Below are 26399 nucleotides of genomic sequence, written 5' to 3'. Positions count from 1 at the left end.
ATTTGTACGATGATAAAATTTCTCGACCTAAAAAAGATAAACCTATTGCATCAGGAGGCTATTGAGCAGCGGCTCATAAGCACGTTCCGTAGCGGGTGGTATCTTTTGGGTGAAGAAGTAAAGCAGTTTGAGGGCCACCTTTCTGCCTACATTGGTGCAGGCCACTCCATAGGCGTTGCAAACGGGTTGGACGCGCTGCGGCTTATCTGCAGGGCATATATCGAGTTGGGCATTTTTTCTGAAGGTGATGAAATCATAGTCCCCGCCAATACCTACATAGCGTCTGTTTTAGCAATAACCGACTGTAACCTTGTACCTGTTTTTGTAGAGCCTGATAACGCGACTTTCAATATTGATATTGCCAAAATTGAAGCCGCTATTACTCCCAAAACAACGGCTATAATGATTGTCCACTTGTACGGCAGGGCTGTTTTTAGTAAAGAACTAAAAGCATTGGCACAAAAGCACGACCTTAAGATAATTGAAGATAACGCGCAGGCCATAGGTGCGGAAATTAACAGCATTAAAACCGGTAACCTGGGCGACGCAGCGGGCTTTAGCTTTTATCCCGGTAAAAACCTGGGTGCGCTGGGCGACGGAGGAGCGGTTACCACTAACGACTCTGATTTGGCGAAAGCCATACGGGCGTTGGCAAATTATGGCTCTGAAACTAAATACGTGAACATCTATAAAGGGCTTAACTCCCGCCTTGACGAGATACAGGCTGCTGTGCTGGATGAAAAATTAAAGCACCTCGATGCCGAGAATAGCCGCCGCAGGGAGATTGCGAAATATTATGTACAAAATATTAGTAATCCGCTGATAACATTGCCGGAATATCCAAATGACGAAAAAGAGCACGTGTGGCACTTGTTCGTAATCCGTATTGCAGAGCGCGACAGGCTGCAAAAATATCTTATCAAAAATAGCATCCAGACCCTCATACACTACCCTATCCCGCTGTACAAGCAGGAAGCCTATAAAGAGTTTGCCCACCTAGACTTCCCGGTAACGGAGGCGATACACCATGAGGTGCTGAGCCTGCCTATAAGCCCGGTGCTTATGGATGAGGAAGTAAAAACTATTGTTGAAGTATTGAACGATTTTAAATAGTAGTAGTCTTCAAGGCCATACTATGCGCCTTGTGCTATTTTAAAAATAAGTAATTTTGCTTTAAAATTGTAACGTCATGCATCCATTAGACAGAATGAACATGAGTGAGCAAGAGCTCATAAACATCGAAGTACACAACGCTTTTGAAGCCATAAAGGCGGGCGGTATCATCCTCTACCCAACCGATACCGTTTGGGGCATAGGTTGCGATGCCACTAATCCTGAAGCCGTAAAAAAGATATACGACCTTAAAATGCGGTCTGAGGCCAAAAGTATGATTGTGCTTATGAACAGTGACCGAATGATGTATAATGTGTTTAAAGAAGTACCCGAAACGGCCTGGCAAATACTTGACCTTAGCGAAAAACCTACTACACTGGTACTCGATAACCCGAAGAATGTAGCACCAAACCTCATCGCCGCGGATAATACTTTGGGCGTGCGCCTGGTAAAAGAACCGTTTTGCTACAAGCTGATGGAGCGCATGAAAAAACCTCTTGTATCAACCTCGGCAAACATAAGCGGGCAGCCTACGCCAACATCGTATAAAGAAATTGACCATCATATTTTGGACGGCGTAGACTATATCGTAAATTTGCATCGTGAAAAAACAGCCGCAAAGCCTTCAGCAATAATAAAGCTGGGGAACGACATGACGGTAAAAGTGATACGACCCTAAATGGAACAGACTATATATAAAGAGGCGCTTACCAATAAAATTTTTGATATAACATCTCAGGCAGCCGCAGAGCTTAAAGTAGAAAGCTATGTAATAGGCGGTTTTGTGCGTGATTTTTTATTGCAGCGAGACTTTAAAAAAGATATTGATATTGTAGCCGTGGGCAGCGGCATTGAGTTGGCGAAGAAAGTTTCGTCGCTCATAAAGCACAAGCCCAAGGTACAGGTATTTAAAACCTACGGCACGGCTATGCTGCGCTATGAGGATATCGACGTGGAGTTTGTAGGCGCCCGCAAGGAGAGCTATAACCAAGACAGCCGCAACCCGCTGGTGGAAACTGGTACACTGGAAGACGACCAGAACCGCCGTGATTTTACTATAAATGCCCTGGCGCTTTCATTAGATAAAGACAACTTTGGCGCATTGGTAGACCCATTTAACGGCGTGGAAGACCTTAACAATAAAATAATCCGTACGCCGCTTGACCCGGACATTACTTATAGTGATGACCCACTGCGCATGATGCGTGCCATACGCTTTGCGTCGCAACTTAATTTTACCATTGAAGCTGAATCGCTTAGCGCGATAACCCGCAACAAAGAGCGTATCAGGATAATTACCGGCGAGCGCATTGTAGACGAGCTTAACAAGATACTGGCTTCGGCGGTACCGTCGGTTGGGTTTAAATTATTGCACCAAACCGGCTTACTACACATCATTCTTCCGGAGCTTATTGCCCTGCAAGGTGTTGAGGAAGTGGAAGGGCAAACCCATAAAGATAACTTTTTCCATACGCTCGAAGTGGTAGATAACATCGCACAAAATACTGATGATGTATGGCTACGCTGGGCGGCATTGCTACACGACATTGGCAAAGCGCCTACCAAAAAGTTTGTGAAAAAAATAGGCTGGACGTTCCATGGGCATGAGTTTGTGGGGGGTAAAATGGTTAAGAAACTGTTTGAGCGCCTGCACATGCCACTGAACCACAAGATGAAATTTGTGGCGAAAATGGTAATGTTAAGTTCCCGCCCTATCGTACTGGCAGAAGATATAGTAACGGATAGCGCGGTGCGCCGTCTTATATTTGATGCCGGCGAGGATATTGACAGCCTGATGACGCTTTGTGAAGCCGACATCACTACCAAGAACCCAAACAAGTTCAAGAAATACCATAATAACTTTAAAATTGTACGCCAAAAGATTGTAGAGGTTGAGGAGCGCGACCACGTGCGTAACTTTCAGCCGCCCATTACCGGCGAGGAAATCATGGCAATATTCAACATACCCCCATCTAAAGAAATTGGCATACTGAAAGAAGCTATTAAAGAAGCAATACTGGAAGGCGAAATCCCTAATGAATACCAGGCTGCGCATGATTTTATGATGGAGCAGGCGGGGAAGCTGGGGTTGCAGGCGGTTTAGTTTATTTTTTTGGAATGCGGATGACACGGATGCTCCGCAGGCGCAGATTAAAATCCTCACCCCAGCCCCTCTCCGAAGGAGAGGGGAGCCGAGAACGGGTACAGTATGCAAATATTTTACAAACCTAAGCCGCAAGAGTGAAGCTACTCCCTCCCCTCGGGGAGGGCTGGGGAGGGAAAAAAAATGATTTTAATCATATAACACCTGCAATGCCTTTACAACCTTGCAGCAAAATTTAACCACTATGAAACGATTGTTTCCTAAAATAACAAAAACCGCTTTAATACTGGTTTACTTAGTAATTGTTGCCGGCGCTTTAGTTCGCATGACCGGTAGCGGCATGGGTTGCCCGGACTGGCCACGCTGTTTTGGCTACTACATTCCCCCCACTGATATAAAGGAACTGCAGTTTATCCCCAACCATGAATTTAAGCGCGGGCAGGTAATCATTAAAGATGAAAAACTCTGGGTAGCGCGCGAAACATTTACCACAACTGCCAACTATAACGAAGCTGACTGGGAGCATTATACCAAACACGACTATGCCGAATTTAACCCGCTGCATACCTGGGTAGAATATGTAAACAGACTTGTGGGCGCTCTTGCCGGGCTTGCCGTATTGTTTATGGCAGTGGCTTCGTTTTCCTTTGGCAGGACAAAATCATCCGTAATCCTGCTCTCGTGGTTGAGTGTGTTTTTAATGGGATTCCAGGCGTGGCTGGGTGCTACGGTAGTATATAGCGTGCTGAACCCGGTAAAAATAACGCTGCACATGTTGGTTGCCCTACTTATAGTAGCGCTGATACTATTAATATTAGACAAGGCTAAGGAACTGACCCATAATGAAAAAATATTTAAATACGACGGCTTCTTTAAAAAATTACTTTGGTTTACTTTGCTGTTAACTATTATACAGGTTATTTTAGGTACCGAAGTACGCCAGTTTGTAGACGGCCAAGTTAAACTCTTGGGCCATGAAAACATTCACCTGGTAATGCAGGATCCTATTATTAACTTTTACATTCACCGTTCGTTCTCTATCGTGGTGATGGCTACCAACATCTGGCTGTTTATCATGAACAAGCAAAAAGGCCTTGGCTTTGCCAAAACAAGCTGGGTACTGGTGCTTATCCTTATCGAAATATGCAGTGGCATTGCGATGTATAACTTTGATTTCCCGTTTGCGTCGCAAAGCATACACATAGTAACCGCATCAATATTATTCGGGATACAGTTTTATATGATACTTGAGAGCAGGAGGAATAAGGCTGTAATTTTGTAATAATTGGCAAAACCTTATCATTCCTTTATTATCAATTTGGCAAAACGTGTTGTAGTTTTACAATGTAATCAAAACACAACATACGATGCCAAATTCAACAGAAATTCAAGGAGGATGGGACGAGTTTAAAGGTAAACTCAAACAAAAATATGCCGAACTTACCGACGACGATTTAACATACGAAGAAGGTAAAGACGATGAAATGTGGGGACGCCTTGAGCAGAAACTGGGTAAAGCGAAAAAAGAAATTTTATCTCTTTTTCAATAAGCCCTTTCCCTCAAAGCACATAACCACATCCCGAAACTGTTCTGTAAACACAATGTTGTTTGCCGAACAGTTTTTTTTATATCCCTCAGCGCAGGAAAAGTTGCAGCTTTAATCAGCCTTGAAAACATTACTTAGCTATTTCTCCACGTTTTTGTTAAATATAATACCACAAGCCCAAATCGGCCAAATGATAAGCAGGGGGTGCAAAAAGAGGCGCGCAAGACGCAGCCCGTCGGTATTAAGGCCAAAGGCATCGGTATGGTTTGCCCACTGTGTATAATTACCCGGGAAAATAGCAATAAAAAACGCGGTTACCACCCAGCCTACGGGTATACGGTATTTCTTGAGGAATATAAGTGCCAGGCCCAGCACTATCTCTACTACACCGGATAGTAAAACCACGACGTCAATGTCAAGCAAAACCCAATCCGGAACCTGGGCCTGGAAATCATCCCTTAAAAAAGTAAGGTGCCCTGTGCCTGTAAACAGCAACAGGCATCCCAGCATAATCCTGAATGTATTTTGTGTGACGGTATATTTTTTATTTGTATTCATAATGACCGCTTATTTATTAACATAAATGTAATAAATTTTACCTTACAAAAAAATAAAGTATGATTAAAATTTACTGATATTCAAGCATCTATATACTAATAATATTTGTAAAAAGACATACAATGGCGATTAACACCATATTGTAAAAAAATCTTATAGAATTCTTATTTTTTGATACCTTTGATATGCGCGCACAATAGCGGCTTTTACAGTATATGAGTTTTGAGTTCAGTGAAATAGAACGTGTAGACAAGCTTACCGAAAAAGAGTTTATAGAGAATTACTACAAATCGCAAAAGCCTGTTGTTATAACAAACCAAATTGAAGACTGGCCGGCTTACAGTAAATGGAACTTTACATTTTTAAAACAAGTTGCCGGAAATAAGCAGGTACCACTATATGATAACCGTAAAACAGATTACACCAAAAAAGTAAACGAGCCTGATTTTACCATGAAGATGGCAGAATATATCTCGATACTAGAAAAAGGCCCTACGCAGCTGCGGATATTTTTATTTAACCTGCTTAAGGAGGTGCCCGCGATGAAAGCCGATATAAAATGGCCAAAGCTGGGCCTTCGCCTTATTAAAAGCCTTCCTCTGGTGTTTTTTGGTGGCGAAGGTGCCAAAGTATTTATGCACTACGATATTGATTTGCCTAATATACTTCACATTCATTTCCAGGGGCGTAAAAAGTGTGTGTTAGTATCGCCGGAAGATACTAAATATATGTACCGCCTGCCCTACTCATGGATATGCAACGAGGATATTGATTTTGACAACCCGGACTTTGAGAAATTTCCAGCGCTAAAAAAAGTAAAACCCTATATAACCCACCTGGAGCATGGTGAAATGCTCTATATGCCCGAAGGCTGGTGGCACTATATGCAGTATGAAACGCCAGGGTTTTCAATGAGCCTGCGCTCTCTTTCGGGACGGCCGAAGAACTTATTTAAAGCGCTGGCTAATGTTACTTTTAACCGCCTATACGATAACTGGATGCGCAAGCGTAAAGGACAGGCGTGGCTGGATTATAAAGCCGAGGAATCGATAAGGAGGACGAATGCGTTGTTGAGGAAGTAACTGAGCTTCTGAGGCGCTTAGCGACTTAGCAGCTTCACTCATACCACGAGAGGCTAAGGAGCTTAGAATCTAAGGCTTTTCAATATTCAGCTTGCTGTTCTTCCTGCTAAAGCCAAAATAAATACATAAGCCTATCAACAGCCAGGCAGTAAAATACAGCCAGTTCCATACGCTAAGCTGTGCCATCATATACAGGCATGATATAAGGCCTAGGAGTGGTATGAGTGACAGGTTCTGGCGATACGTCCATACGGCAATAAATATAAGTGCTATAAGAAATATCCACATGGGTATTTTATGTTTAAAGAGGCTAAACCCACTTTCGTATTTTAATGAATCGTCTATTGGCAATTCACTTACAATACGCGGATAATCAGTCTCGTCAAACTGGCTTAAAATCTTTGCGATATCATTATTTGCAGTTTCATTATCAACAGATTCACCTTTAATAAGCGAATTATGCACCGCCGCAGTCTCACTTTTGTTTAATGAAGTTACAATTGTCGTCGGGTCGTTTACAACTCTTTTATTGGTAATAAAAGCTTCAACACCCTCTTTATTATAAGTATATGACAATGCAAGGCCTGCAACAAGCCCTATGCTCATTATATACTTTGCATTAACATAAGGTATCTTAAATTTTCCACGCGGCACTTCGGGTTTGTTTTGCAGCACCAATACACCCGCGCAAACCAGCACAAATGCAAATAGCGTTCCTATACTGCAAAGGTCGGTTACCATAGTAAGGTTAAGGAACAGTGCCGGGACTGCCACCACAAAACCGGTAACTATAGTAGCATAAGACGGGGTCAGAAATTTAGGGTGCACCCTGCTGTAGCGCTTAGGGAGCAGGCCGTCGCGGCTCATGCTCATCCATATACGTGGCTGTCCCATCTGGAATACAAGCAATACGCTCGCCATAGCAATAACGGCGCTCACCGCAATAATACCACTCATCCATTTAAGGTTAAGCTTTTCAAACACAAACGCCAGTGGGTCACCCACATTAAGTTCGCTGTAACTAACCATACCGGTAAGCACGAGTGCGATGATAATGTAGAGCACCGTACATATTATAATAGCCCACATCATGCCACGCGGTAAGTCGCGTTGAGGGTTTTTACATTCCTCGGCCGTGGTAGATATAGCATCAAACCCTATATAAGCAAAGAACACTGCCGACACGCCTTTTAAAACACCAGATGCCCCGTTTGGTGCGAATGGGCTCCAGTTATCTGTATCTACATAAAACACGCCTACGGCAATAACAAGCAGTATAATGCATAGTTTTACCACCACCATAAGGTTACTGGCATTTTTACTCTCTTTCATGCCACGGTATACTAGCGCGGTAATTATAATAATAATAAGCAGCGCGGGAAGGTCCGCCACGAAGTGAAAGCCCCCTAATGTGGGCGCTGTAGTCCAGGCTGTATACGCCGCCTGAAGTCCGGCATCAAGATTGTCAAATGTTTTGCCGCCCTGCATAAGCGCGGTAGCGTCGGTAAACCCATTGCTCGCGGTAAGATAATCCATCTGTACCCATTGAGGCAGGTGCATACCCCCGCTATCAAGCAGCCCGGTAAAATAATCGCTCCAAGATATGGCTACGGTAATATTGCCTATGGCATATTCCATTATCAGGGCCCAGCCTATAATCCAGGCTATAATTTCGCCAAAAGCCACATAACTATAGGTATATGCACTACCCGATACCGGTACCATACTGGCAAACTCGGCATAGGCAAAGGCTGCAAAGCCACACGCAATCGCAGTAAACAGAAACAAGAATATTACTGCAGGGCCACCATCGGCGCTGGCTTTGCCTATAGTACTAAAAATACCCGCGCCTATAATGGCGGCGATACCAAAAGCCGCTAAATCTTTTACTCCTAAATGCCTGCCTAACGAGCTATGTCCGTCTGCGCTGTCCATTTGGTTCAATATGTCTTGTACATTCTTTTTACGGAAAAGATCTTTAAATGCCATATACGTGTGTTCTGCTTTTTTAGTGACAGCTAACAAATATAGAAAAACTTAAAATATTAGTGTCTCATAGCAATATATTTCTTAAAGATTTCACAAAGCCCTCAGGATAAGTTTTCTCTATCAAAACATAGGTAAATGTGATAAATATCATGGGTTGGCATTCCAGTAAAGCTTTACTTTTGCAATATTAAAAACCACTTAGTAATAACTTAAACAAAATAAAATTATGTCATTAGTTGGAAAAAAATTCCCAAGCATTGCAGTAGACGCTATCGACCAGATGGGTGACTATCTTTCAATAAATATTTTTGAAAAAGCTGTAAACGAAAAGAAGAAAGTGCTTTTATTCTGGTACCCTAAAGATTTTACGTTTGTGTGCCCTACAGAGCTTCACGCGTTTCAGGCTGCCCTTGGCGAATTTGAAAAAAGAAATACACTTGTAATAGGCGCTTCATGCGATACTAACGAAGTACACTTTGCATGGCTTAACACTCCAAAAGACAATGGTGGTATAGAAGGCGTTACATACCCAATACTTGCCGACACTAACCGTAACCTGGCGAACATTCTTGGCATCCTGGATATTACAGGTTCTGAATATAATGACGAAACTGATACTGTAATCCTAACAGGTTCTAACGTTACCTACCGTGCTACCTACCTTGTAGACGAGGATGGGAAAATTTTCCACGAAAGCGTAAATGATATGCCATTGGGACGTAATGTAAACGAGTACCTGCGCCTTGTAGACGCTTATACACACGTACAGGAAAAAGGAGAAGTATGCCCCGCAAACTGGGAAGAAGGTAAAGAAGCCATGACTGCAGACCGTAATGGTGTAGCCTCATACCTTGCTTCTAACTAATTTATAAACCTTAAAGTAAAACCGTCATGTTACAGGAATTAGATAAAGACAACCTTGCAGAGATTGTTGCAGCCGAACCGGTTGTTGTTGTACAATACTCGGCAGGATGGTGCGGCAACTGCAAGATAATGAAGCCAAAGTTTAAAAAAATGGCTACGGATAATGAAAATATCACCTTTGTGATAGCAGATGCCGAAAACTACCCTGAGTCGCGCAAGCTGGCTAAGGTAGATAACCTGCCTACGTTTGCCGCCTTTAAAAACGGAGTGCTGGTAAACCAGGTACAAACTAATAAATTAGAAATTTTAACCAATCTTGTAAATGAAGTTACCAGTAATTAAGCACCTTACGGAGTTTATAGAGCAAAACGACCAGGACTATATTATAGAAACCCTGGAAGTGCTCGAAGCGCTTACCGAAGTGCCGTCGCTTAAAGACGAAGAGCTTGATGTGGTGGGAGAACTTATCTCTAACATGTATGGGGCGCTTGAGGTACACAAAATGATAAAAGACGGCATGAGCAAAAAGGAAGCGCTTAATGGTTTTATGATGCGCGTGCTTGGAGCCATAGACAAGAATTAATATTGTTAATCACACGTTTATAGTTAAGCGCTCCGGAAACGGGGCGCTTTTTTTTGTATATGTAAGACCGGAATTACGCGCTATTATTTAAAATAAATCCTAATAACAATATAAAATAACAAGTACTAAAAAACCGCACTTTAGCGTTAAAGGATTATCTTTGAATTAGAAATTCTAATGTAACCGCATTCATTATGAAACTGCTGCTTTCCTTACTATTAATTGCTTCTTTTACAGCCATAAAATGGGAGCCTGATTTTGAAAATGCTAAAAAAATAGCAAAAGAAAACCACAAACTTATATTACTTAATTTTTCTGGTTCAGACTGGTGTGGTCCATGCATACAATTTCGTAAAGAATACCTTGAAAGCGAAGCGTTTGGCAAAATGGCTGATGAGAGCCTTGTATTAGTAAACGCCGATTTTCCGCGCAAGAAGAAAAACCAGCCGGCCGATGATGTTATCAAACGCAATGAAGCGCTGGCGGAAAAGTATAACAAGGAAGGTAATTTTCCCTTCACACTACTTTTAGATGCTAACGGAAAGGTGATAAAGACATGGAAAGGGAAACCTGAAGAATCTGTTGACAAGTATATAGAGGAAGTGCAGGCCATCTGTGCAAACAACAAGTAAGCAGTTGTGAAAAAGTTTTCAGAAACGTTAAAACTCATGGGTAATATGTTTACAATTACCGTGGTTGCCGACGATGAAACTTTTGCCCTTAAAAATATAACTGCTGCAATTGCCGAAATAAGGAGGATAGAGCAACTTTTTACTACCTATAAGCCCGATAGCCAGACGAACCTGATTAATGATAATGCCGGCATACAACCAGTGGTTGTGGATGCCGAAGTATTTGAACTGATAGAACGAAGCATTGGCATTTCTAAAATTACACAGGGAGCGTTTGATATTACCTACGGCAGCCTCGACAAAAGCCTGTGGAACTTTGACCGGCAGATGACATCCCTTCCCAAACCTGAAGTAGCGCTTAAGATGGTACATCTTATTAACTATCGAAACGTTTTACTGGATAAAGAACAAAGTACCGTTTTTTTAAAGGAGAAAGGTATGCGCATTGGCTTTGGCGGTATCGGCAAGGGGTATGCTGCCGAAATGGCAAAGAAAATACTTGTTGCCAATGATGTAAAGAGCGGGATTATAAATGCCAGCGGCGACCTTACCACCTGGGGACTACAGCCAGACGGAAAACCCTGGACGCTGGGCATATCAGACCCTGACCAGCCTGCAAAGGCTTTCTCGTATATGGAGATATCTGATATGGCGGTGGCTACATCGGGCAACTATGAAAAATATGCAATAATTGGTGGCAAAAAATATTCGCACACTATAAACCCTAAAACTGGGTTTCCGGTTACGGGTATTAAGAGTGTTACCATAATAAGCGCCAATGCAGAGTTTGCCGACGCCATGGCAACGCCCGTAAGCATTATGGGCATAGAAGCCGGGCTGTACCTTATTAACCAGATACCGGGCCTGTACTGTATAATAATTGATGACTACAATAAAATTTATACTTCTAATAACATTAACCTTAAATGAAAACATGGCATAATAACAACAGGGCGCCTCTATGCGCAATGTTGCTTGTTTCAGGGTTGTTATTTGCTTCCTGCAAGCCTGTAAAGGAATACCAGAAAAGTAAAATAAACGACTCTGAAATGGTACTTTTTAATAGAAAGATAGAAAAAACAGAACTGAGCTTTCAGTCGTACAGAGAAGGTGCCTCGGGGGCTAACTCTGGTAAAAGTGGCGGTGGCTGCGGTTGTAATTAACCAAATTAGACCCTTACATACATGAAAAAAATGGTTATAACAGGCATGGCCTTAATGGCAATGCTGCAACTTCGTGCCCAGGATACCACAACGGACTCAACCGGATACAAAAGCCAGAAGCTAAGTATTGATGAAATTAACCTCGTTTCGAGCTACTATAAGCAGGACGGCAATAATTCTGCCGTAACAGGCGGTATTGGTACTGAAAAGCTTACGGATGTTTCTAACAATATTGACGTAACACTTATTAAATATGGCAAGTCAGGAAAAAAACATACTTATGATGTAGCCCTTGGGGTTGATTTTTACACCTCAGCCTCATCAGATATGGTAGACCTTGCTGCTAATTCATCAGCTTCAATGTCAGACATCCGCATTTACCCGTCATTAAACTACACTGTAGAAAATGAGCAAAAAGGCAATTCCTTTGGCGTAGGGGTTTCCTCGTCTACCGAGTTTGACTACCAGTCGTTTGGCGGCAACATCAGCTACGGCAAAAAAACCAATGACCGCAACGGAGAATTTACGGCAAAGCTACAGGCCTACCTTGACCAGGTTAAGATTATAAAGCCGGTAGAATTAAGAACCGGGGGCGAAAGCTACCCTACATCGTCACGAAACAGTTTTTCTGCATCGCTAGCGTATTCGCAGATAATAAATAAGGATTTCCAGGTTATATTCCTTGCCGATGTTATCCAGCAGCAGGGCTACCTCAGCCTGCCGTTTCACAGGGTTTATTTTACTGACGGCTCTGTACACCAGGAACTGCTGCCCGATAACCGCTTAAAAATACCTATAGCGGCAAGGGCAAGCTATTTTTTTGGCGATGCGGTTATCCTCCGGGCCTACTACAGGTACTATACCGACAGCTGGGACATCAAGGCACATACTGTAGATTTAGAAACCCCCGTTAAACTCTCACCTTTTGTATCGGTAAGTCCTTTTTACAGGTACTATACACAAACGGCTGCTAAATATTTTAACGGTTACAGAGCCGAGGCGGGTGATGCCGACTATTACACCAGCAACTACGACTTGTCGCGCTTTAACAGCAGTTTCTATGGCGTAGGGGTAAAATTTACCCCGGTAAAGGGCGTGCTGGGCATAAAGCACTTCCACACCCTTGAGCTACGCTACGGGCATTACAGCCGCACTACACAATTATCATCGGATATTGTAAGCATAAATATAAAGTATAAATAGGCATGCATGAAGAAAGACACCTTAAGAATTCTGATTTTATTACCGATATAGTTATAGGCATGAGCGATGGCCTTACAGTACCCTTTGCCCTGGCAGCGGGGCTTAGCGGGGCGGTATCAAGTAATGCCATTATAATTACCGCAGGTATTGCAGAAATTGTTGCCGGATGTATTGCTATGGGCCTGGGCGGGTACCTGGCGGGTAAAACAGAACAGGAGCATTATGAGAGTGAACTTAGGCGTGAGTATGAAGAAGTAGATATAGTACCTGAAAAAGAAAGGCAGGAAGTAAAAGATGTTTTCGCTACCTATGGACTTGACGAAGCAGCACAAAACCTGATAGCTGACCAATTGTGTAACGACAAACATAAGTGGGTAGATTTTATGATGAAATTTGAGATTGGACTTGAAAAACCAGACAGCAACCGTGCCGTTAAAAGCGCTTTTACTATAGGAATATCTTATTGCCTAGGCGGGCTTATACCGCTTTCGGCATATTTTTATACCAGCCACCCTCATGATGGCCTGTTAGTATCGGCAGTGCTTACCACAATATGCCTGTTTATTTTTGGTTATTTTAAAAGTAAGGTTACCGGCCAGCCACCTGTTACTGGTGCACTTAAAGTTACACTAATTGGCGTGCTTGCCGCCACCGCAGCCTTTGGCGTGGCAAAATTACTTGGTTAACATAGGTACAATATGGAACTTTCATTCAGGCAGGCTAATACAGCTGATATATCACAAATATGGGAAATACTACAGGGCGCCATACAGCGCAGGAAGGAAGCGGGCAGCCGGCAGTGGCAGGATGGCTACCCTAACTCTGAAATAGTTGCGGCCGATATAGCGAGGAAAGCAGGTTTTGTATTAACGGTTAACCATAGTGTTGCAGGCTACTGTGCTATCTTTATAAATGATGAACCCGTTTATGCAAGTATAGCAGGGGCATGGCTTACTGACGGTAGTTTTGTTGCCTACCACAGGGTGGCAATTTCAAATGAATACCTGGGTAAAGGGCTGGGCCTTGTATTGCTAAAAAACATTGAAGATTTTGCATTAGCCAATAACATAATCAGCGTGCGTGCAGACACTAATTTTGACAATCCTATTATGCTGAGGCTGTTTGAAAAGCTGGGCTACCAATACTGTGGTGAAGTAATATTTCGTGGAGGAACGAGAAAAGCATTTGAAAAAGTAATAACTGTTTAATTCGGCCAATGTATTTTGTAATATTTCATAACTGTATAATATATAACGCCTAAACTTCACAAATTTACTTTGCACTTCAAAAAATAGTTTTATATTTGCACCCTCAATTAGGTCAACCTCTGGCGAAAATCGTGGTATGTTGGTCTGAAGTAAACATTTAAAACAAATAATCATGTCTGATTTATTAAAATTCGTTCAGGACGAATTCGTTACTAAAAAAGATTTCCCTGAGTTTGGTTCAGGAGACACAATAACTGTGTACTATGAAATTAAAGAGGGTGAAAAAACAAGGACCCAGTTCTTTAAAGGTGTTGTAATCCAGAAAAGGGGCGCAGGCATCACTCAAACCTTCACAATCCGTAAAATGTCAGGCGCTGTAGGTGTAGAGCGTATTTTCCCGCTTAACATGCCTGCACTTCAAAAAATAGAAGTTAACCAGAGAGGTAAAGTTAGAAGGGCACGTATATTCTACTTCCGCGATCTTACAGGTAAAAAAGCCAAGATTAAAGAAAAAAGAAGGCGCTAATCTTCAGCAATCATATAAAAAGATCCCTGCACACTATGCGGGGATTTTTTTTACCCTGATTTTATACAAATCTGTTTACTATTTTTATTTTCTTCAAGAAATAAACCATTGCCCAACTGCTGCACAGGCTTACAATAAATATAATTAAAAACTTTAACACCACGGGCAATGTGGTGTCAAGGAGTGCAAACTGCAGCCAGCTTACCGGTATATAATGCAGCAGGTAAATACCGTATGCATTTTTACACAAGCTATCCATGGCAGGATTACTCTTTTTTAGGTAAGCCCTGAAAAGGGCAAGGCATGCAAATGATATACATATACTGCACAGTACAAATAACAAGCTAAAAACCATCGATTGTATAATGCCATGCCATTTCACGCCTATACCACAATAGGTATACAGCATAAAAAGCACAAAAGCACAAAGGCTTTTTAAAGCCCAGCCGCTCCACGGTAAGCCCAGGAGCATTTTACCTTTAAAAAAATAGTTTCCCCATTTGGTGCAACCAAGCACCACACCAACCATAAAAAAGGTAAAATAGAACAAAAAGCGGTTAACCTGAAAATCAAAAGGCCCAAAGCCTGTCCATGCATAATGGCCCAACACAATGCTTACCGGGGCATAACTAAGCAACACAATAAAAAACAGCACTACAAAAAACTGTATTGGTTTTAGTTTAGCAGCACGGGTAATCTTTTCACCTATGGCTGAATAAATATGCATGGGTATAAGGGCGGCAATGCAATTAAACACAAGCAGTACCCATATAAACCAGGGTGGGCCTACAGGCCACTGCTGTACAAAAAGGTAATCGCTTACAAAATCAAAAAAATTGAATTGATTATGGCTTATGTAATAGGACGGTGTGTAGGCGAAGGGTATAATAAACGTTACCGCCACCATAAAGGGTAGCCCCAAACGCAGCAACCTTTCTTTTGTAAAGGCTGAGGCACCTTTTTTTTGTAACGCAGGAAACACAAAAAGCCCGCTTATAAAAAACATGAGCGCCATAAAGAACGTGTCGTTAAACGCCATAAACACATCCAGGCCTATCCACCTGTTGGCATCAACAACCGGTGAAGTGGACCTTATGTAGACTTCCGTGTCAAAAAAGGCAAAAGTTGTATATGCCATTGCTGCATGGTGCGCCACTACTAAAACTGTTATTACGGTGCGTAAATAATCAATCCAAAGGTTTCTTTCCATACTAATGCTTTAATAATAAAGACTGATAGTATATACTTTACGTTACAGTAAAAATTTTTGTTATTGAAACTGAATGAATATTTATTTCGCTAAACACAATTTTACCAATGTATTCTACAAATAACCTCAACCTGACAACAGTAATTGTGACAATATCATCAATTTATATATCTTTATCCTTATAAAACATCTAATCAAATAAATAAATCCAAAAACATGACAACCAATACAAATTCACGCTGGGAAAGCCTCGATATCCTAAGAGGCTTATCCATCATAGGGATGTTGTTAAACCTTAACCCCGGCGCGTGGGAGCATGAATACAGCTGGCTGGTGCACGCAAAGTGGGAAGGAGGTACGCTGATAGACATGGTAGCCCCTTCGTTCCTATTCTGCATCGGCGCATCCATACCCTTATCTTCTCAAAACCGTATCAAAAAAGGGTTCAGCAAGGCCGCAATCGCAAAGCACATACTGCTGCGTAGTCTTTTACTGGTGGTTATAGGGGTTTTCTTAAATGCCTATCCCGTGTTCGACTGGGCACATGTTCGCGGCCCCGGAGTTTTGCAGCGCATCGGCTTATGTTTTGGTTTGGTGGGCCTGTTCACACTATTTACTTCCCGCCAAAACGGAAACAGCTTAAGCTTTTCGCCAAAATTAATAACGGCAACTGCATTGTTTATCTTAATTTCTTACTGGATACTGCTATACTTTATACCGGTACCTGGCTTTGGTGCACCACGTTTCGATCCGGTAGGGAGTTGGCCATCATATATAGACCGCGCTGTTTTTGGCATCGACCACATGTTCACTTACTGGCCTGTAGATGGCAAGGTGGTCTTTGACCCTGACGGTTTGGTGTCGGTATATCCAGTATGCGCTACTGTGCTACTGGGTGTGCTCACAGGTGTGGCCTATCATCAAAACAGGTTAAAGCGCCCTGCCCTTACTGCTTTTTTAACCGGTGTGGCGTTTATTGTAGCTGCCCTGCTCCTGCATGGTATATGCCCTATTATAAAAAATATATGGACAAGCACTTTTGTATTATTCAGCGGAGGCTTTTCACTGGTAGTACTTTCGGGAATCACGGTGCTGCTAAAACGTGCAAATGCGGGCCCTGTGTTTTTTCCGGCGAAGGTGTATGGTGCTAACCCCATGCTGGCGTACCTGTTGTGCTGGTTACTAATGCCTTTGCTCGACTGGGCCTGGATACCTACCGCTAATGGCTTTACAAACATCCGCTACGGAAGCCACGCATTTTTACGCACGTTTACCAACGATCGGTTTGCATCTTTTTTATTCAGCATCGTATACCTCTCATTGATTTTTGGAATTCTCCTGATATGTTACCGTAAGCGGTGGATACTGAAACTTTGATAATATCTCAATCAATTTAACGCTCACATAATACTGTGCTTAATCGTACATTGGGTTATTGTTTTTATCTTTGGCGAAATACTTCTAAAAATGGACAGGAGAAAATTTTTCAGGAACGGTTCGCTCTTCACATTGGGCGCAACCCTCATCAACCCGTTTAAAAGTATCGCATCGGTATTTGATGCCGGTACACTCAATAAAAATAAGAAGGCCAAAAATATCATTTTTATGGTAAGCGACGGTATGAGCACCGGCACCCTAAACATGGCCGACCTGTACCTGAACCGCAAAACCGGCAAAGGCAGCAACTGGATTCAGCTAATGAAAGACCAGCGTGTGGCCAACGCACTTATGGATACGGCTTCGGCCAGTTCTATAGTAACCGACTCGTCTGCAGGTAGTTCTTCGTGGGGTGGCGGTATGCGCGTAAAAAACGGCGTATTGAACATAGGCCCTAACGGCGAAAAATATATGCCCATCTGGCAAAAATTCAAAAAAACAGGCAAGATGGCCGGCTGTGTTACTACCGTGCCAATTACCCATGCCACGCCCGCAGGCTTTTGCGTGAACAACGACAGCCGCAATGCCATGGAAGATATTGCCGAAGATTATCTTGCACTGGGTTTTGACATTATGATGGGCGGCGGTAACGACTATTTTAGCGCGGACCATCGTAAGGATAAAAAAGATATGTATGCAGCCTATAAGGCTAAAGGCTGGCAGGTAGCCCGCACCCGTCAGGAGATGCTGGCTGCAAAACCGGGAACATCAGTATTGGGCGTATTTGGCGATAATGGCCTGCCTTACACAATAGACCGGCAGAGCAGTAAAGAGCTAACTGCCACTTTACCTACTCTTTCCGAAATGACACAAAAAGCCATAGACCACATGAAAGGCAATAAAAACGGCTTTGTATTACAGGTAGAAGGCGGTAAGGTGGACTGGGGCGCGCATGCCAATGATATTGCCGCGTTACTGCATGACCAGGTCGCTTTTGACGATGCTGTAAAAACCGCCATTGACTTCGCCGAAAAAGACGGCGAAACCCTGGTGATAATTACTACCGACCATGGTAATGCAAATCCCGGTATAACCTACGGTAAAGATGCTAATGCCAACTTTGATAACCTGCAAAAGTTTACTAATACCAATGAGTGGCTTCTAAATGAAATTAAACCCGACTTTACCGCTGCAAAGGTTAGGGAATTAGTAAAATATGCCAACAACCACACCATTAAAGAAGAAGAAGCCAAAACGATACTTAGCTACTATACCGGCATAGAAAAGGAAGATGGCGGGCTGTATAACTACAAAAAGGTTCCGTTTAAAGCGTTTAGTGAAATGCAAAAAGAATATACCAATGTAGGCTGGATAAGCATGGACCATAGTGGAGATTATGTAAACCTTTCTGCCTTTGGGCCCGGAAGCGACCTTATAAAGCCATTTATAAAAAATACCGACTTACACTACCTGATGCTACAGGCCGCGGAAGTAGAAAATAAATTTTGAAGAAAATTTACCCATTAAATGCCATGCCGTACAGCGTGGCATTTTTAGTTGAACCAAATATATTATAATGTGGGCTGAAAAGGATATTCTAAAAGCTTTAAAGTTTATAATGACAAAGCATAAAACTATCTTAAGATAAATATAACCCGAACCGGCAACGATGGGATGCCTTAGCGCCTTGCCGTTACGGTAGGTAAAGAACGCAATGACGGTTTATGACTTTATCACTTCAAAAATCTTCTGCTTTAAGACTATAACGAAAGATTCCCTGCCAGTTCTTTTAAATTCACTTCGGATAACTTAGCATTAAACTGTGCCGTGCTGCTACGCGAAAGCGCATTAACGTAGTTTAATTGCGCTGTGCGTACCTCGAGCGTGGTTATGGTACCAATGCGATATTTCTCCATGGTAATGTCGAGGTTTTGTTCGGCAATTTCTACGTTCTTCTTTTCCAGCTTTACCAGGTCAAGATTGGTAAGGTAAGTTTGGAAAGAGGAAATAAGTTGCGAATTTACCGTTTGCGTTTGCTGTTCAATAAATACTTTGGTATTGGCAATTTGTAGCTTGGCAATGTTCTCATTACGCTTTTGTAAAAATCCGTCAAAAATATTTATTGTTGCCGATATGCCATAATTAAACCCGCGGCTTTGATTACTTCGTGCAAACCCAAGGCTACTCTCACTATCTGTAAAAATATATCCCGTAGTAACCCCTACCTGCGGGTACCGTGCAGACTTTACCTGCTTGAGGTCCAACTCGGCAATACGCTTGCTAATCAGTGCCAGCTGTATCTGTGGGTTTTGCTGCCCGGCAGCATTCAGCAGGTCGGCCAGCTTTAGTTTTTCATCTGTAACAACAGTATCCGCCACGCGAAAGTCAGCAGTTAGCTCACGCGCCATAAGCTGGTTAAGCAGCGTCTTTGTATTCTCATACTCCTGGTGCTGCCGCAAAAAGTTGGTCCGGTCGGTATTAAGGTCTACCTCGGCATTAAGCACTTCCAGCTTTGCGGCCTTCCCTATGGTAAAACGGTTTTGAGCCGTGGTAACACGCTGTGTACTTATTACTACAGCAGTATCCAGTGCTTTTATCATCTGCTGCTGCTGCACCAGGGTAAAATAGGTTTCCATCACATCGCTTACACGGGTAAGCACGGTGTACTTAAGCTCAGCCTCGCCCTGTTTCTGAAGTTCCTTAAGCTGGTCATAACGGGCAAACATGCGGAATCCGTCAAAAATGGTCCAGCCCAGGTTTACTCCATAATTCATGCTGTTATTCTTGGCATTGTTAAGTTCCTGTACTGTGCCGTCTGCACGCACCTGGTTGCTATACTGTATATTATTATTTTGGTTAAAGCTACCGGACAAGTTGGGCAATAAACCGGCGTTAGCCAGGCTTACATTTTGCTCATCCATCTTAAGGTTATTACCAGACAGCAGTATGTCGTAGTTGTTTTTAAGCGCCTGCGCCACGGCATCCTCTACCGAAAGGTAAGGCAATGCCACGGTAGTGGTATCCTGCGCATGAAGCACCACACAAAAAAGGATTGCTAAAATATAAAGGCACTGCCTCATGCTAAATATCTTTAATGTTATCAAATTCCGGCCTGTGCTTTTTCTGGCGCGACCACATAAAATAAATTGCCGGTATTACATACAGTGTAAGCAGCAGCGAAAATACCGTACCTCCCACAATTACCACACCCATCCCTATACGGCTTGTAGCGGCCGCTCCTAATGACAGGGCTATGGGCAGCGCCCCCAGGGCTATGGCGAGGCTGGTCATTAATATGGGACGAAGGCGGCTCTCGGCGCTCTCCATAATGGCTTCATACTTGTTCATGCCTTCCTCACGCAACTGGTTTGCAAATTCTACAATCAAAATGCCGTTTTTGGTTACCAGGCCAATGAGCATTATGGTGCCTATCTGGCTAAAGATGTTCCATGTCTGCCCAAAGAGCCACAACGAAAACAATGCCCCGGCAACTGCCATCGGCACGGTAAGGATGATGATAAACGGGTCAATAAAACTTTCAAACTGCCCGGCGAGTATAAGGTAAATAAGCAATAGCGCAAGGCCAAAGGCAAACAGCGTATTAGAACTACTCTCAACAAAGTCGCGCGATTCTCCGCCTAAGTCAGTACTAAAAGTATCATCAAGTACTTTTACCTTGGCGCGTTCCATAGCCTCAATACCGTCGCTTATACTCATTCCCGGCGCTAAGCCTGCCGAAACGGTTGCACTCATATAGCGGTTGTTGTGGTAAAGTTGGGGCGGACTGCTTTCTTCCTTAATGGTTACAAGGTTGTCCAGCTGGATGAGCTGCCCTGTGTTGCTTTTTACGTAAACAGAAGTAAGGTCCAGCGGGGTTTCGCGGTCTACATCTTCAAACTGGCCTATCACCTGGTATTGCTTGCCGTTCCTCATAAAATATCCAAAACGCTGCCCGCTGAATGACAGTTGCAGGGTTTGCGCCACATCCATAAGCGATACCCCCAGGCTTTCCGCCTTTTCGCGGTTTATGGTTACGTTTATTTCCGGCTTATTAAATTTCAGGTTTACATCGGTGGCCGAAAATACGGGGTCTGCATTTATGGCATCCATAAACTGCGGAATCTTTTCTTGCAGCTTATCAAAATTAGGTGCCTGTATTATATATTGTATAGGGAATCCGCCGCGGCGGTTTACAGCTATGGTAGGCTGCTGTTGCACTGCCACACGGGCTTCGGCATATCGCTTAGTCCATTTTGTAAGGTCATCGGCAATTTCCTTTTGGCTGCGGGTACGGTCTCCTGGTTCACTAAGGGCAATGCGCACCCTGCCGCTATTGACTGATGAAGACCCCCAGCCCGGCGCGGTAATTACAAGGCTCGCCGTTTTCTCCGGAATTGAATCGTTCACAAGCTTTTCAATTTCCTGCATAAAACGATCCATGTAGTCATAACTTGCCCCTTCAGGTCCGGTAATGTTAAGGTTTACATTGCTGCGATCGTCATAAGGCGCGGTTTCTTTCTGCAGCGATGCAAAAAACAATACTATAAGCCCAACACACACCGCGAGTATCGGGAAGCTAAGCCATTTACGCTTCATAAAGTTAGTTAGCGAAGCAGCATAGCCTTTGTTCATTTTTACAAAGTAGGGTTCAGTAAGGTCGTAGAATTTTGATTTTTTATGAACCCCTTTTATAAGGTAGGCATTAAGCATAGGGGTAAGCGTAAGCGACACAAATGCCGATACCAGCACCGCCGCCGCGATTACCACACCAAACTCCCGGAAGAGCCTGCCCACAAAGCCCTCCAAAAATATTACTGGAAGAAATACCGCAGCAAGTGTTACCGAAATTGATATTACGGCAAAGAAAATTTCATTGGCCCCTTTTAGAGCCGCCTCAATCGGGGTCATCCCCTCCTCTACTTTTTTGAAAATATTTTCGGTTACCACGATACCATCATCTACCACGAGGCCGGTTGCCAAAACGATAGCCAGCAGCGTAAGTACATTTATGGAAAACCCAAAAATATACATGATAAAAAACGTGGCGATAAGCGATACGGGGATATCTAATAGAGGCCGTAATGCGATGGCCCAGTCCCTAAAGAACAGATAAATGATAAGGGTAACCAGCACAATGGAAATGGCCAGGGTTTCTACAACCTCGTGCACTGATTTCTTGATAAAAACAGTATTATCCAGGGCGATATTGAGCTTCAGGTCGGACGGAAGCTCTTTTTTCAGCTGGTCGTACTGCTTATAAAAAGCATCGGCAATATCAATATAATTGGTACCCGGCTGTGGGATAATGGCAAGCCCCACAAGTTCCAGCCCGTTATCGGTCATTTTTGTCTCCAGGTTTTCGGGACCCAGTTCTGCGCGGCCCACATCGCTGAATTTTACAATTTTATCGCCTTCCGATTTGATGATGATGTTGTTAAATTCTTCTGCTTTAGCCAGATTGCCCAGTGTTTTTACAGTAAGTTCAGTGTTGGCTCCGGTAAGCTTACCCGTAGGCAGTTCTACATTTTGTGCTTCCAGGGCAGCGCGCACGTCACTCACGGTAACACCGTAAGAGGTAAGTTTCACAGGGTCCACCCAAAGGCGCATAGCATAGCGTTTTTGCCCCCAAATCTGCACGCTGCTCACACCGGGTATGGTTTGCAGGCGTTCGGCAATCACATTCTCTGCATAGTCGCTCAGTTCAAGCGGGTCGCGAGTGGCGCTTTGCACCGTCATGGTTACAATGGCCTCGCTGTCGGCATCGGCCTTGCTTACCACGGGGGGCGCGTCTATATCCTGCGGAAGGCTGCGAACGGCCTGCGACACCTTGTCGCGCACGTCGTTAGCCGCCTCTTCTAAATTTTTCTCAAGTTCAAACTCAATACTTATGTTACTTGAACCCTGGTTGCTACTTGATGATATATTACGGATACCGTCTATTGAGTTGATGGCCTTTTCAAGCGGCTCGGTTATCTGCGATTCAATAATATCGGCGTTGGCACCCGTGTAATTGGTACGCACCGATATTTGCGCCGGGTCAATACTTGGGAACTCACGTACACCTAAAAAGGTGTAACCTATAAACCCGAAAATGATAATGGCCACGTTCATTACTATGGTAAGCACGGGCCGTTTTATACTGAGTGTACTAAGGCTCATGTTACTGTTGTTTAGGAGTTACCGTTACCTTAACCGGGGCATCGGGTTTTAATGTAAGCACACCGGTCGTTATTACGGTATCACCGGGCTTAAGGCCCTCCAGCACCACTATATCGGTATCGGTACGGGTGGTTGTAACCACGCTAACCTCTGTAGCCTTACCATTTTTTGAAACGAATACTTTTTTACCGCCCTGCACCGGCACTATGGCCTCTGTAGGCACCATGAACGCGTTTGCCGTTTTATCCAATGGTAGTAAAACATCGGCAAAAGTACCGGGCAGCAACCTACCATCAGCATTGTCAGCAAGGGCACGAACACGCAGTGTTCGGGTAGCCACCTCAACCGCGGACTCTAAGGCATATACAGTTGCAGTATATTTTTTAGTATCGCCCGCCACGGTAAATTCCAGCTTTGTATCCCGCTTCATTTGCGACGCGTATTTTTCGGGCACACTAAAGGTTATCTTTACCTTACTGCTGTTTACCAGTGTAGTTATAAGTGTTTGCGGGGTTACATAAGTACCCGGAGAAATATTGCGAAGCCCTATTGTACCGCTAAACGGCGCACGTATGGATGTTTTTGCTATCTGCGCGTTTATCAACTGGGTTTGTGCCTGCGCTGTCTTAAAGTCGGCGCTGGCTATGTCATATTCTTCCTGGCTTATGGCTTCTTTTTGTAAAAGCAGCCTGGCGCGCCTTTCATTTTCTGCGGCCAGCTTTTGGCGGGTTTGGTACTGGTTTGCCTGGGCACGCAACTCTATATCGTTTATCTTTACTAATACCTGCCCCTGCGATACCTTACCGCCCTCAGTAAAAAGTATCTTTTCGGCTATACCCGGTACTTCGGTGGTTATCTGTACCTGCTCATTCGCTTCTATAGAGCCTGAAAGCGCCAGTGTATTGCTAAAATCTTCAGGCTGTACTACTATGCCATTTACTGCCATAGAAGGCTTTTTGCCATCGCCTTTGCCGCCACCGGAATTTTCCTGTTTAGCTTTTTTATTTTCTGCCATCCTGTAGTACACAAGGGCTCCAAGGCCCAGTACCAACAGTGCTATTATAAGATGCCTGATTTTCATAGTAAGTGATTTCCGGAAAAGAATACGTTTTCGCAAATCTAATGTAAAACACACACTTATTAGATCTTGAATCCGTAAAAATGACGAATTTAATATGTCATTAATATTTGTTTGACACCATAAATGACTGAAGGTTTAATCGAGTGGGTTAAATAAGTTTATTCCCAACATAGCAATTGCTTAAAATATAACTTGGCTACCCCTTATGTGTTTCCCCGCCGTCGTTAAATAAATAATCATAAATTTTAGTGTACAAACCATCGTCATGCAGGCGGTGGCCCATGCCGTTGGTGGTAATAAATGTGGAGTTAGGATAGGCATCCCCTATCAGTTTACCCTCTTTATAGGCAACGGTCTTATCACCACGGTCGTGTACTATAAGCCCGGGTATTGTAATTTTTTTAGCAAACGCCGCACCCGAAAAATCATTGAGGTCCATACCGTAACAATCAGTACAAAAGGCCAGCAGGCGATTGTATACAGCTTTGCTAAAACCCAGCTTTTTGCTATAGTTTTTAAGTATGCTGTAAAACTCGCTTGGTGCACCCAGCACTACCAGCTTTTTAATAAAAGGGTTTGGGTAATGTGCCTGGAAGTACAGTGCGGTGGCCCCACCCAGGGAGTGCCCTACCAGGTACTGCGGGCGGTATTTAAGCACCGCTACATTAATGTAGGCCGCATAACGGGGAATGGTAAACTCTTTACCGTCTGAAAGGCCGTGTGCCGGGGCATCTACCGCTACAATTGTACAGCCTGATTTGCGCAGGTAGCTAATAAGGAGTTTCCAGCGGGCAGCATTGCTCTCCCAGCCGTGAGCCAGTAATACTGTAGTAGCGTTACCCGGCCATACATATGCCTGAAAGCCTATGCCCTCATGCTGCAGGGTTACCGGTACTGCCTCACGCAGTATTATAGGCAGCTTATTTTTATTTAACCGGCCATACAAGGGCTGGCTAAAATATTTATAGGCAATGGCATTTGCCTTAACCGGGGCAAAAAAGCTAAGCAGGTTAATGTAAAGTCCCAAAAGCCTGGCGGCTATATCTGTTACAAATGGCGGCATGCGTAATAAAAAGGTAGTTAATAAACATACTGATTTTTTTATCAACAAAAAAAGCCAGGCCGGGTTAAAAGAAAAAGCCTCCGTGTGCGGAGGCTTTCAGTATTATATTTTAGCAAATAATTGCTCCATCTTTTCTTTTTCTTCGTCGGCAAGGGCGCTGTCTACCAGTATACGGCCACTGTGCTCATCGGTAATAATTTTTTTGCGGGCGGCTATTTCCATCTGGGTTTGCGGCGGTATAGTGAAGAAAGAACCTGCTGAAGCACCCCTTTCTATACTTACCACAGCAAGGCCGTTGCGAACGCTGCTGCGTATGCGGTTATAAGCCGCAAGTAGCCTTGGCTCTATCTGTGCCTGGTATTCGTCTGACTTTTCTTTAAGGAAATTTTCTTCCTTTTCAGTTTCAGCCATTATCGCGTCAAGTTCTGATTTTTTGTGCTTAAGGTGTGTTTGCTTGCCTTCAAGCCTTTCAGAACTCTGGTCTATAATTTCCTTTTTGTGCTCTATACTGGCTTTCATCTCCTTTATCTGCTTTTCTGAAAGCTGGATTTCAAGCTCCTGAAATTCAATCTCTTTAGTAAGGGAATTGAACTCACGGTTATTGCGCACGTTTTTTTGCTGCTCAGTATATTTTTTTATGGCTGTTTTGTGGTCGTCAATGTTGTTTTTCTTCTGTTTTATCTGATCCTCAATGCTGTCAAGGTCTGATTTAAGTTTCTCAAGCCTTGTGCTAAGCCCCGCAACTTCATCTTCAAGGTCTTCTACCTCCAGCGGAAGTTCACCCCTTACATTCCTGATTTCGTCAATCCTTGTGTCGATTAACTGTAAATCATAAAGAGCCCTTAACTTTTCTTCAACACTTAGTTCCTTGATATTCGCCATATTTATAAGTACTTAAACTGATTTTGTATATTATCCGGTAAAACGAATGCAAAAT

General features: G+C 43.4%; 26 protein-coding genes. 18 read left to right on the top strand and 8 right to left on the bottom strand.

Features of this window, described 5'->3' with window-relative positions:
* Positions 1-9: 9 nt before the first annotated feature.
* The 5 genes from ACLI09_RS04470 to ACLI09_RS04450 all read left to right on the top strand — a co-directional run bounded on the left by ACLI09_RS04470 (position 10) and on the right by ACLI09_RS04450 (position 4767).
* Positions 10-1113, top strand: a complete 1104-nt coding sequence (locus ACLI09_RS04470) for a DegT/DnrJ/EryC1/StrS family aminotransferase (RefSeq protein ID WP_411418382.1) — start codon at positions 10-12, stop codon at positions 1111-1113.
* 76 nt (positions 1114-1189) lie between these two features.
* Positions 1190-1792 (top strand): L-threonylcarbamoyladenylate synthase, encoded by a 603-nt coding sequence (locus ACLI09_RS04465; protein ID WP_411418381.1) that lies wholly within the window; start codon positions 1190-1192, stop codon positions 1790-1792.
* On the top strand, positions 1793-3217 hold the full coding sequence (locus ACLI09_RS04460; protein ID WP_411418380.1) for a CCA tRNA nucleotidyltransferase: 1425 nt from the start codon (positions 1793-1795) through the stop codon (positions 3215-3217).
* A 244-nt stretch (positions 3218-3461) separates the two neighbouring features.
* Entirely contained in the window at positions 3462-4499 is a 1038-nt protein-coding gene (locus ACLI09_RS04455; RefSeq protein ID WP_411418379.1) for a COX15/CtaA family protein, read from the top strand.
* A gap of 85 nt (positions 4500-4584) precedes the next feature.
* Positions 4585-4767, top strand: a complete 183-nt coding sequence (locus tag ACLI09_RS04450) for a CsbD family protein (protein ID WP_411418378.1) — start codon at positions 4585-4587, stop codon at positions 4765-4767.
* A 135-nt stretch (positions 4768-4902) separates the two neighbouring features.
* On the opposite strand, the gene ACLI09_RS04445 is transcribed toward ACLI09_RS04450, so the two are convergent.
* Positions 4903-5322 carry a DoxX family membrane protein gene (locus ACLI09_RS04445; protein ID WP_411418377.1) on the bottom strand — a complete coding sequence of 140 codons (420 nt, stop codon included), beginning with the start codon at positions 5320-5322 and terminating at the stop codon, positions 4903-4905.
* A 215-nt stretch (positions 5323-5537) separates the two neighbouring features.
* On the opposite strand from ACLI09_RS04445, the gene ACLI09_RS04440 reads away from it, so the two are divergent.
* Positions 5538-6404 (top strand): cupin-like domain-containing protein, encoded by an 867-nt coding sequence (locus ACLI09_RS04440; protein WP_411418376.1) that lies wholly within the window; start codon positions 5538-5540, stop codon positions 6402-6404.
* Positions 6405-6473: 69 nt separating this feature from the next.
* Here ACLI09_RS04440 and ACLI09_RS04435 read toward each other — a convergent pair whose 3' ends face one another.
* Positions 6474-8393 (bottom strand): amino acid permease, encoded by a 1920-nt coding sequence (locus ACLI09_RS04435; protein ID WP_411418375.1) that lies wholly within the window; start codon positions 8391-8393, stop codon positions 6474-6476.
* Between the two features lie 226 nt (positions 8394-8619).
* On the opposite strand from ACLI09_RS04435, the gene ACLI09_RS04430 reads away from it, so the two are divergent.
* From ACLI09_RS04430 to rplS, 10 genes are all read left to right on the top strand, one after another.
* Entirely contained in the window at positions 8620-9258 is a 639-nt protein-coding gene (locus tag ACLI09_RS04430) for a peroxiredoxin (RefSeq protein ID WP_411418374.1), read from the top strand.
* Positions 9259-9284: 26 nt separating this feature from the next.
* On the top strand, positions 9285-9599 hold the full coding sequence (locus ACLI09_RS04425) for a thioredoxin family protein (RefSeq protein WP_411418373.1): 315 nt from the start codon (positions 9285-9287) through the stop codon (positions 9597-9599).
* Entirely contained in the window at positions 9580-9840 is a 261-nt protein-coding gene (locus ACLI09_RS04420) for a DUF6952 family protein (RefSeq protein ID WP_411418372.1), read from the top strand. The genes ACLI09_RS04425 and ACLI09_RS04420 overlap by 20 nt, the downstream gene beginning before the upstream one ends.
* 194 nt (positions 9841-10034) lie before the next feature.
* Positions 10035-10472: a thioredoxin family protein gene (locus tag ACLI09_RS04415; RefSeq protein ID WP_411418371.1), complete on the top strand. Its 438-nt coding sequence runs from the start codon at positions 10035-10037 to the stop codon at positions 10470-10472.
* Between the two features lie 45 nt (positions 10473-10517).
* Complete coding sequence (locus ACLI09_RS04410) at positions 10518-11402, top strand: FAD:protein FMN transferase (RefSeq protein WP_411418370.1); 885 nt, start codon at positions 10518-10520, stop codon at positions 11400-11402.
* Between the two features lie 38 nt (positions 11403-11440).
* The gene (locus ACLI09_RS04405; protein ID WP_411418399.1) at positions 11441-11635 is read left to right on the top strand and encodes a DUF4266 domain-containing protein; all 195 of its coding nucleotides are present in this window, start codon (positions 11441-11443) and stop codon (positions 11633-11635) included.
* Positions 11636-11656: 21 nt separating this feature from the next.
* Positions 11657-12838 carry a DUF3570 domain-containing protein gene (locus ACLI09_RS04400; protein ID WP_411418369.1) on the top strand — a complete coding sequence of 394 codons (1182 nt, stop codon included), beginning with the start codon at positions 11657-11659 and terminating at the stop codon, positions 12836-12838.
* Between the two features lie 2 nt (positions 12839-12840).
* Positions 12841-13524 carry a VIT1/CCC1 transporter family protein gene (locus ACLI09_RS04395; RefSeq protein ID WP_411418368.1) on the top strand — a complete coding sequence of 228 codons (684 nt, stop codon included), beginning with the start codon at positions 12841-12843 and terminating at the stop codon, positions 13522-13524.
* 12 nt (positions 13525-13536) lie between these two features.
* Positions 13537-14046, top strand: coding sequence for a GNAT family N-acetyltransferase (locus ACLI09_RS04390; RefSeq protein WP_411418367.1), 510 nt, complete (start codon positions 13537-13539; stop codon positions 14044-14046).
* Between the two features lie 172 nt (positions 14047-14218).
* Positions 14219-14572: a 50S ribosomal protein L19 gene (rplS, locus tag ACLI09_RS04385; RefSeq protein WP_411418366.1), complete on the top strand. Its 354-nt coding sequence runs from the start codon at positions 14219-14221 to the stop codon at positions 14570-14572.
* Positions 14573-14633: 61 nt separating this feature from the next.
* Here rplS and ACLI09_RS04380 read toward each other — a convergent pair whose 3' ends face one another.
* A complete protein-coding gene (locus ACLI09_RS04380; protein WP_411418365.1) occupies positions 14634-15782 on the bottom strand; it encodes an acyltransferase family protein in 1149 nt (382 codons plus the stop codon).
* Positions 15783-15998: 216 nt separating this feature from the next.
* Here ACLI09_RS04380 and ACLI09_RS04375 point away from each other — a divergent pair, with 216 nt between their 5' ends.
* On the top strand, positions 15999-17159 hold the full coding sequence (locus ACLI09_RS04375) for an acyltransferase family protein (RefSeq protein ID WP_411418364.1): 1161 nt from the start codon (positions 15999-16001) through the stop codon (positions 17157-17159).
* Positions 17160-17249: 90 nt separating this feature from the next.
* Complete coding sequence (locus ACLI09_RS04370) at positions 17250-18668, top strand: alkaline phosphatase (RefSeq protein WP_411418363.1); 1419 nt, start codon at positions 17250-17252, stop codon at positions 18666-18668.
* A 251-nt stretch (positions 18669-18919) separates the two neighbouring features.
* On the opposite strand, the gene ACLI09_RS04365 is transcribed toward ACLI09_RS04370, so the two are convergent.
* The 5 genes from ACLI09_RS04365 to ACLI09_RS04345 form a co-directional block, all read right to left on the bottom strand.
* Entirely contained in the window at positions 18920-20239 is a 1320-nt protein-coding gene (locus tag ACLI09_RS04365; protein ID WP_411418362.1) for a TolC family protein, read from the bottom strand.
* 1 nt (position 20240) lies between these two features.
* Positions 20241-23318 carry an efflux RND transporter permease subunit gene (locus ACLI09_RS04360; protein ID WP_411418361.1) on the bottom strand — a complete coding sequence of 1026 codons (3078 nt, stop codon included), beginning with the start codon at positions 23316-23318 and terminating at the stop codon, positions 20241-20243.
* 1 nt (position 23319) lies between these two features.
* Positions 23320-24399 carry an efflux RND transporter periplasmic adaptor subunit gene (locus ACLI09_RS04355; protein WP_411418360.1) on the bottom strand — a complete coding sequence of 360 codons (1080 nt, stop codon included), beginning with the start codon at positions 24397-24399 and terminating at the stop codon, positions 23320-23322.
* 196 nt (positions 24400-24595) lie between these two features.
* The gene (locus tag ACLI09_RS04350) at positions 24596-25462 is read right to left on the bottom strand and encodes an alpha/beta fold hydrolase (protein WP_411418359.1); all 867 of its coding nucleotides are present in this window, start codon (positions 25460-25462) and stop codon (positions 24596-24598) included.
* Between the two features lie 102 nt (positions 25463-25564).
* On the bottom strand, positions 25565-26344 hold the full coding sequence (locus ACLI09_RS04345) for a zinc ribbon domain-containing protein (protein WP_411418358.1): 780 nt from the start codon (positions 26342-26344) through the stop codon (positions 25565-25567).
* Positions 26345-26399: the final 55 nt, after the last annotated feature.

It is taken from the genome of Flavobacterium sp. RHBU_24 (assembly GCF_046613695.1).
In the GTDB taxonomy this organism is placed as follows: Bacteria; Bacteroidota; Bacteroidia; order Flavobacteriales; family Flavobacteriaceae; genus Flavobacterium.
Note: the sequence above shows the minus strand (reverse complement) of the source record. Positions and strands in the feature narration are given on the sequence as shown.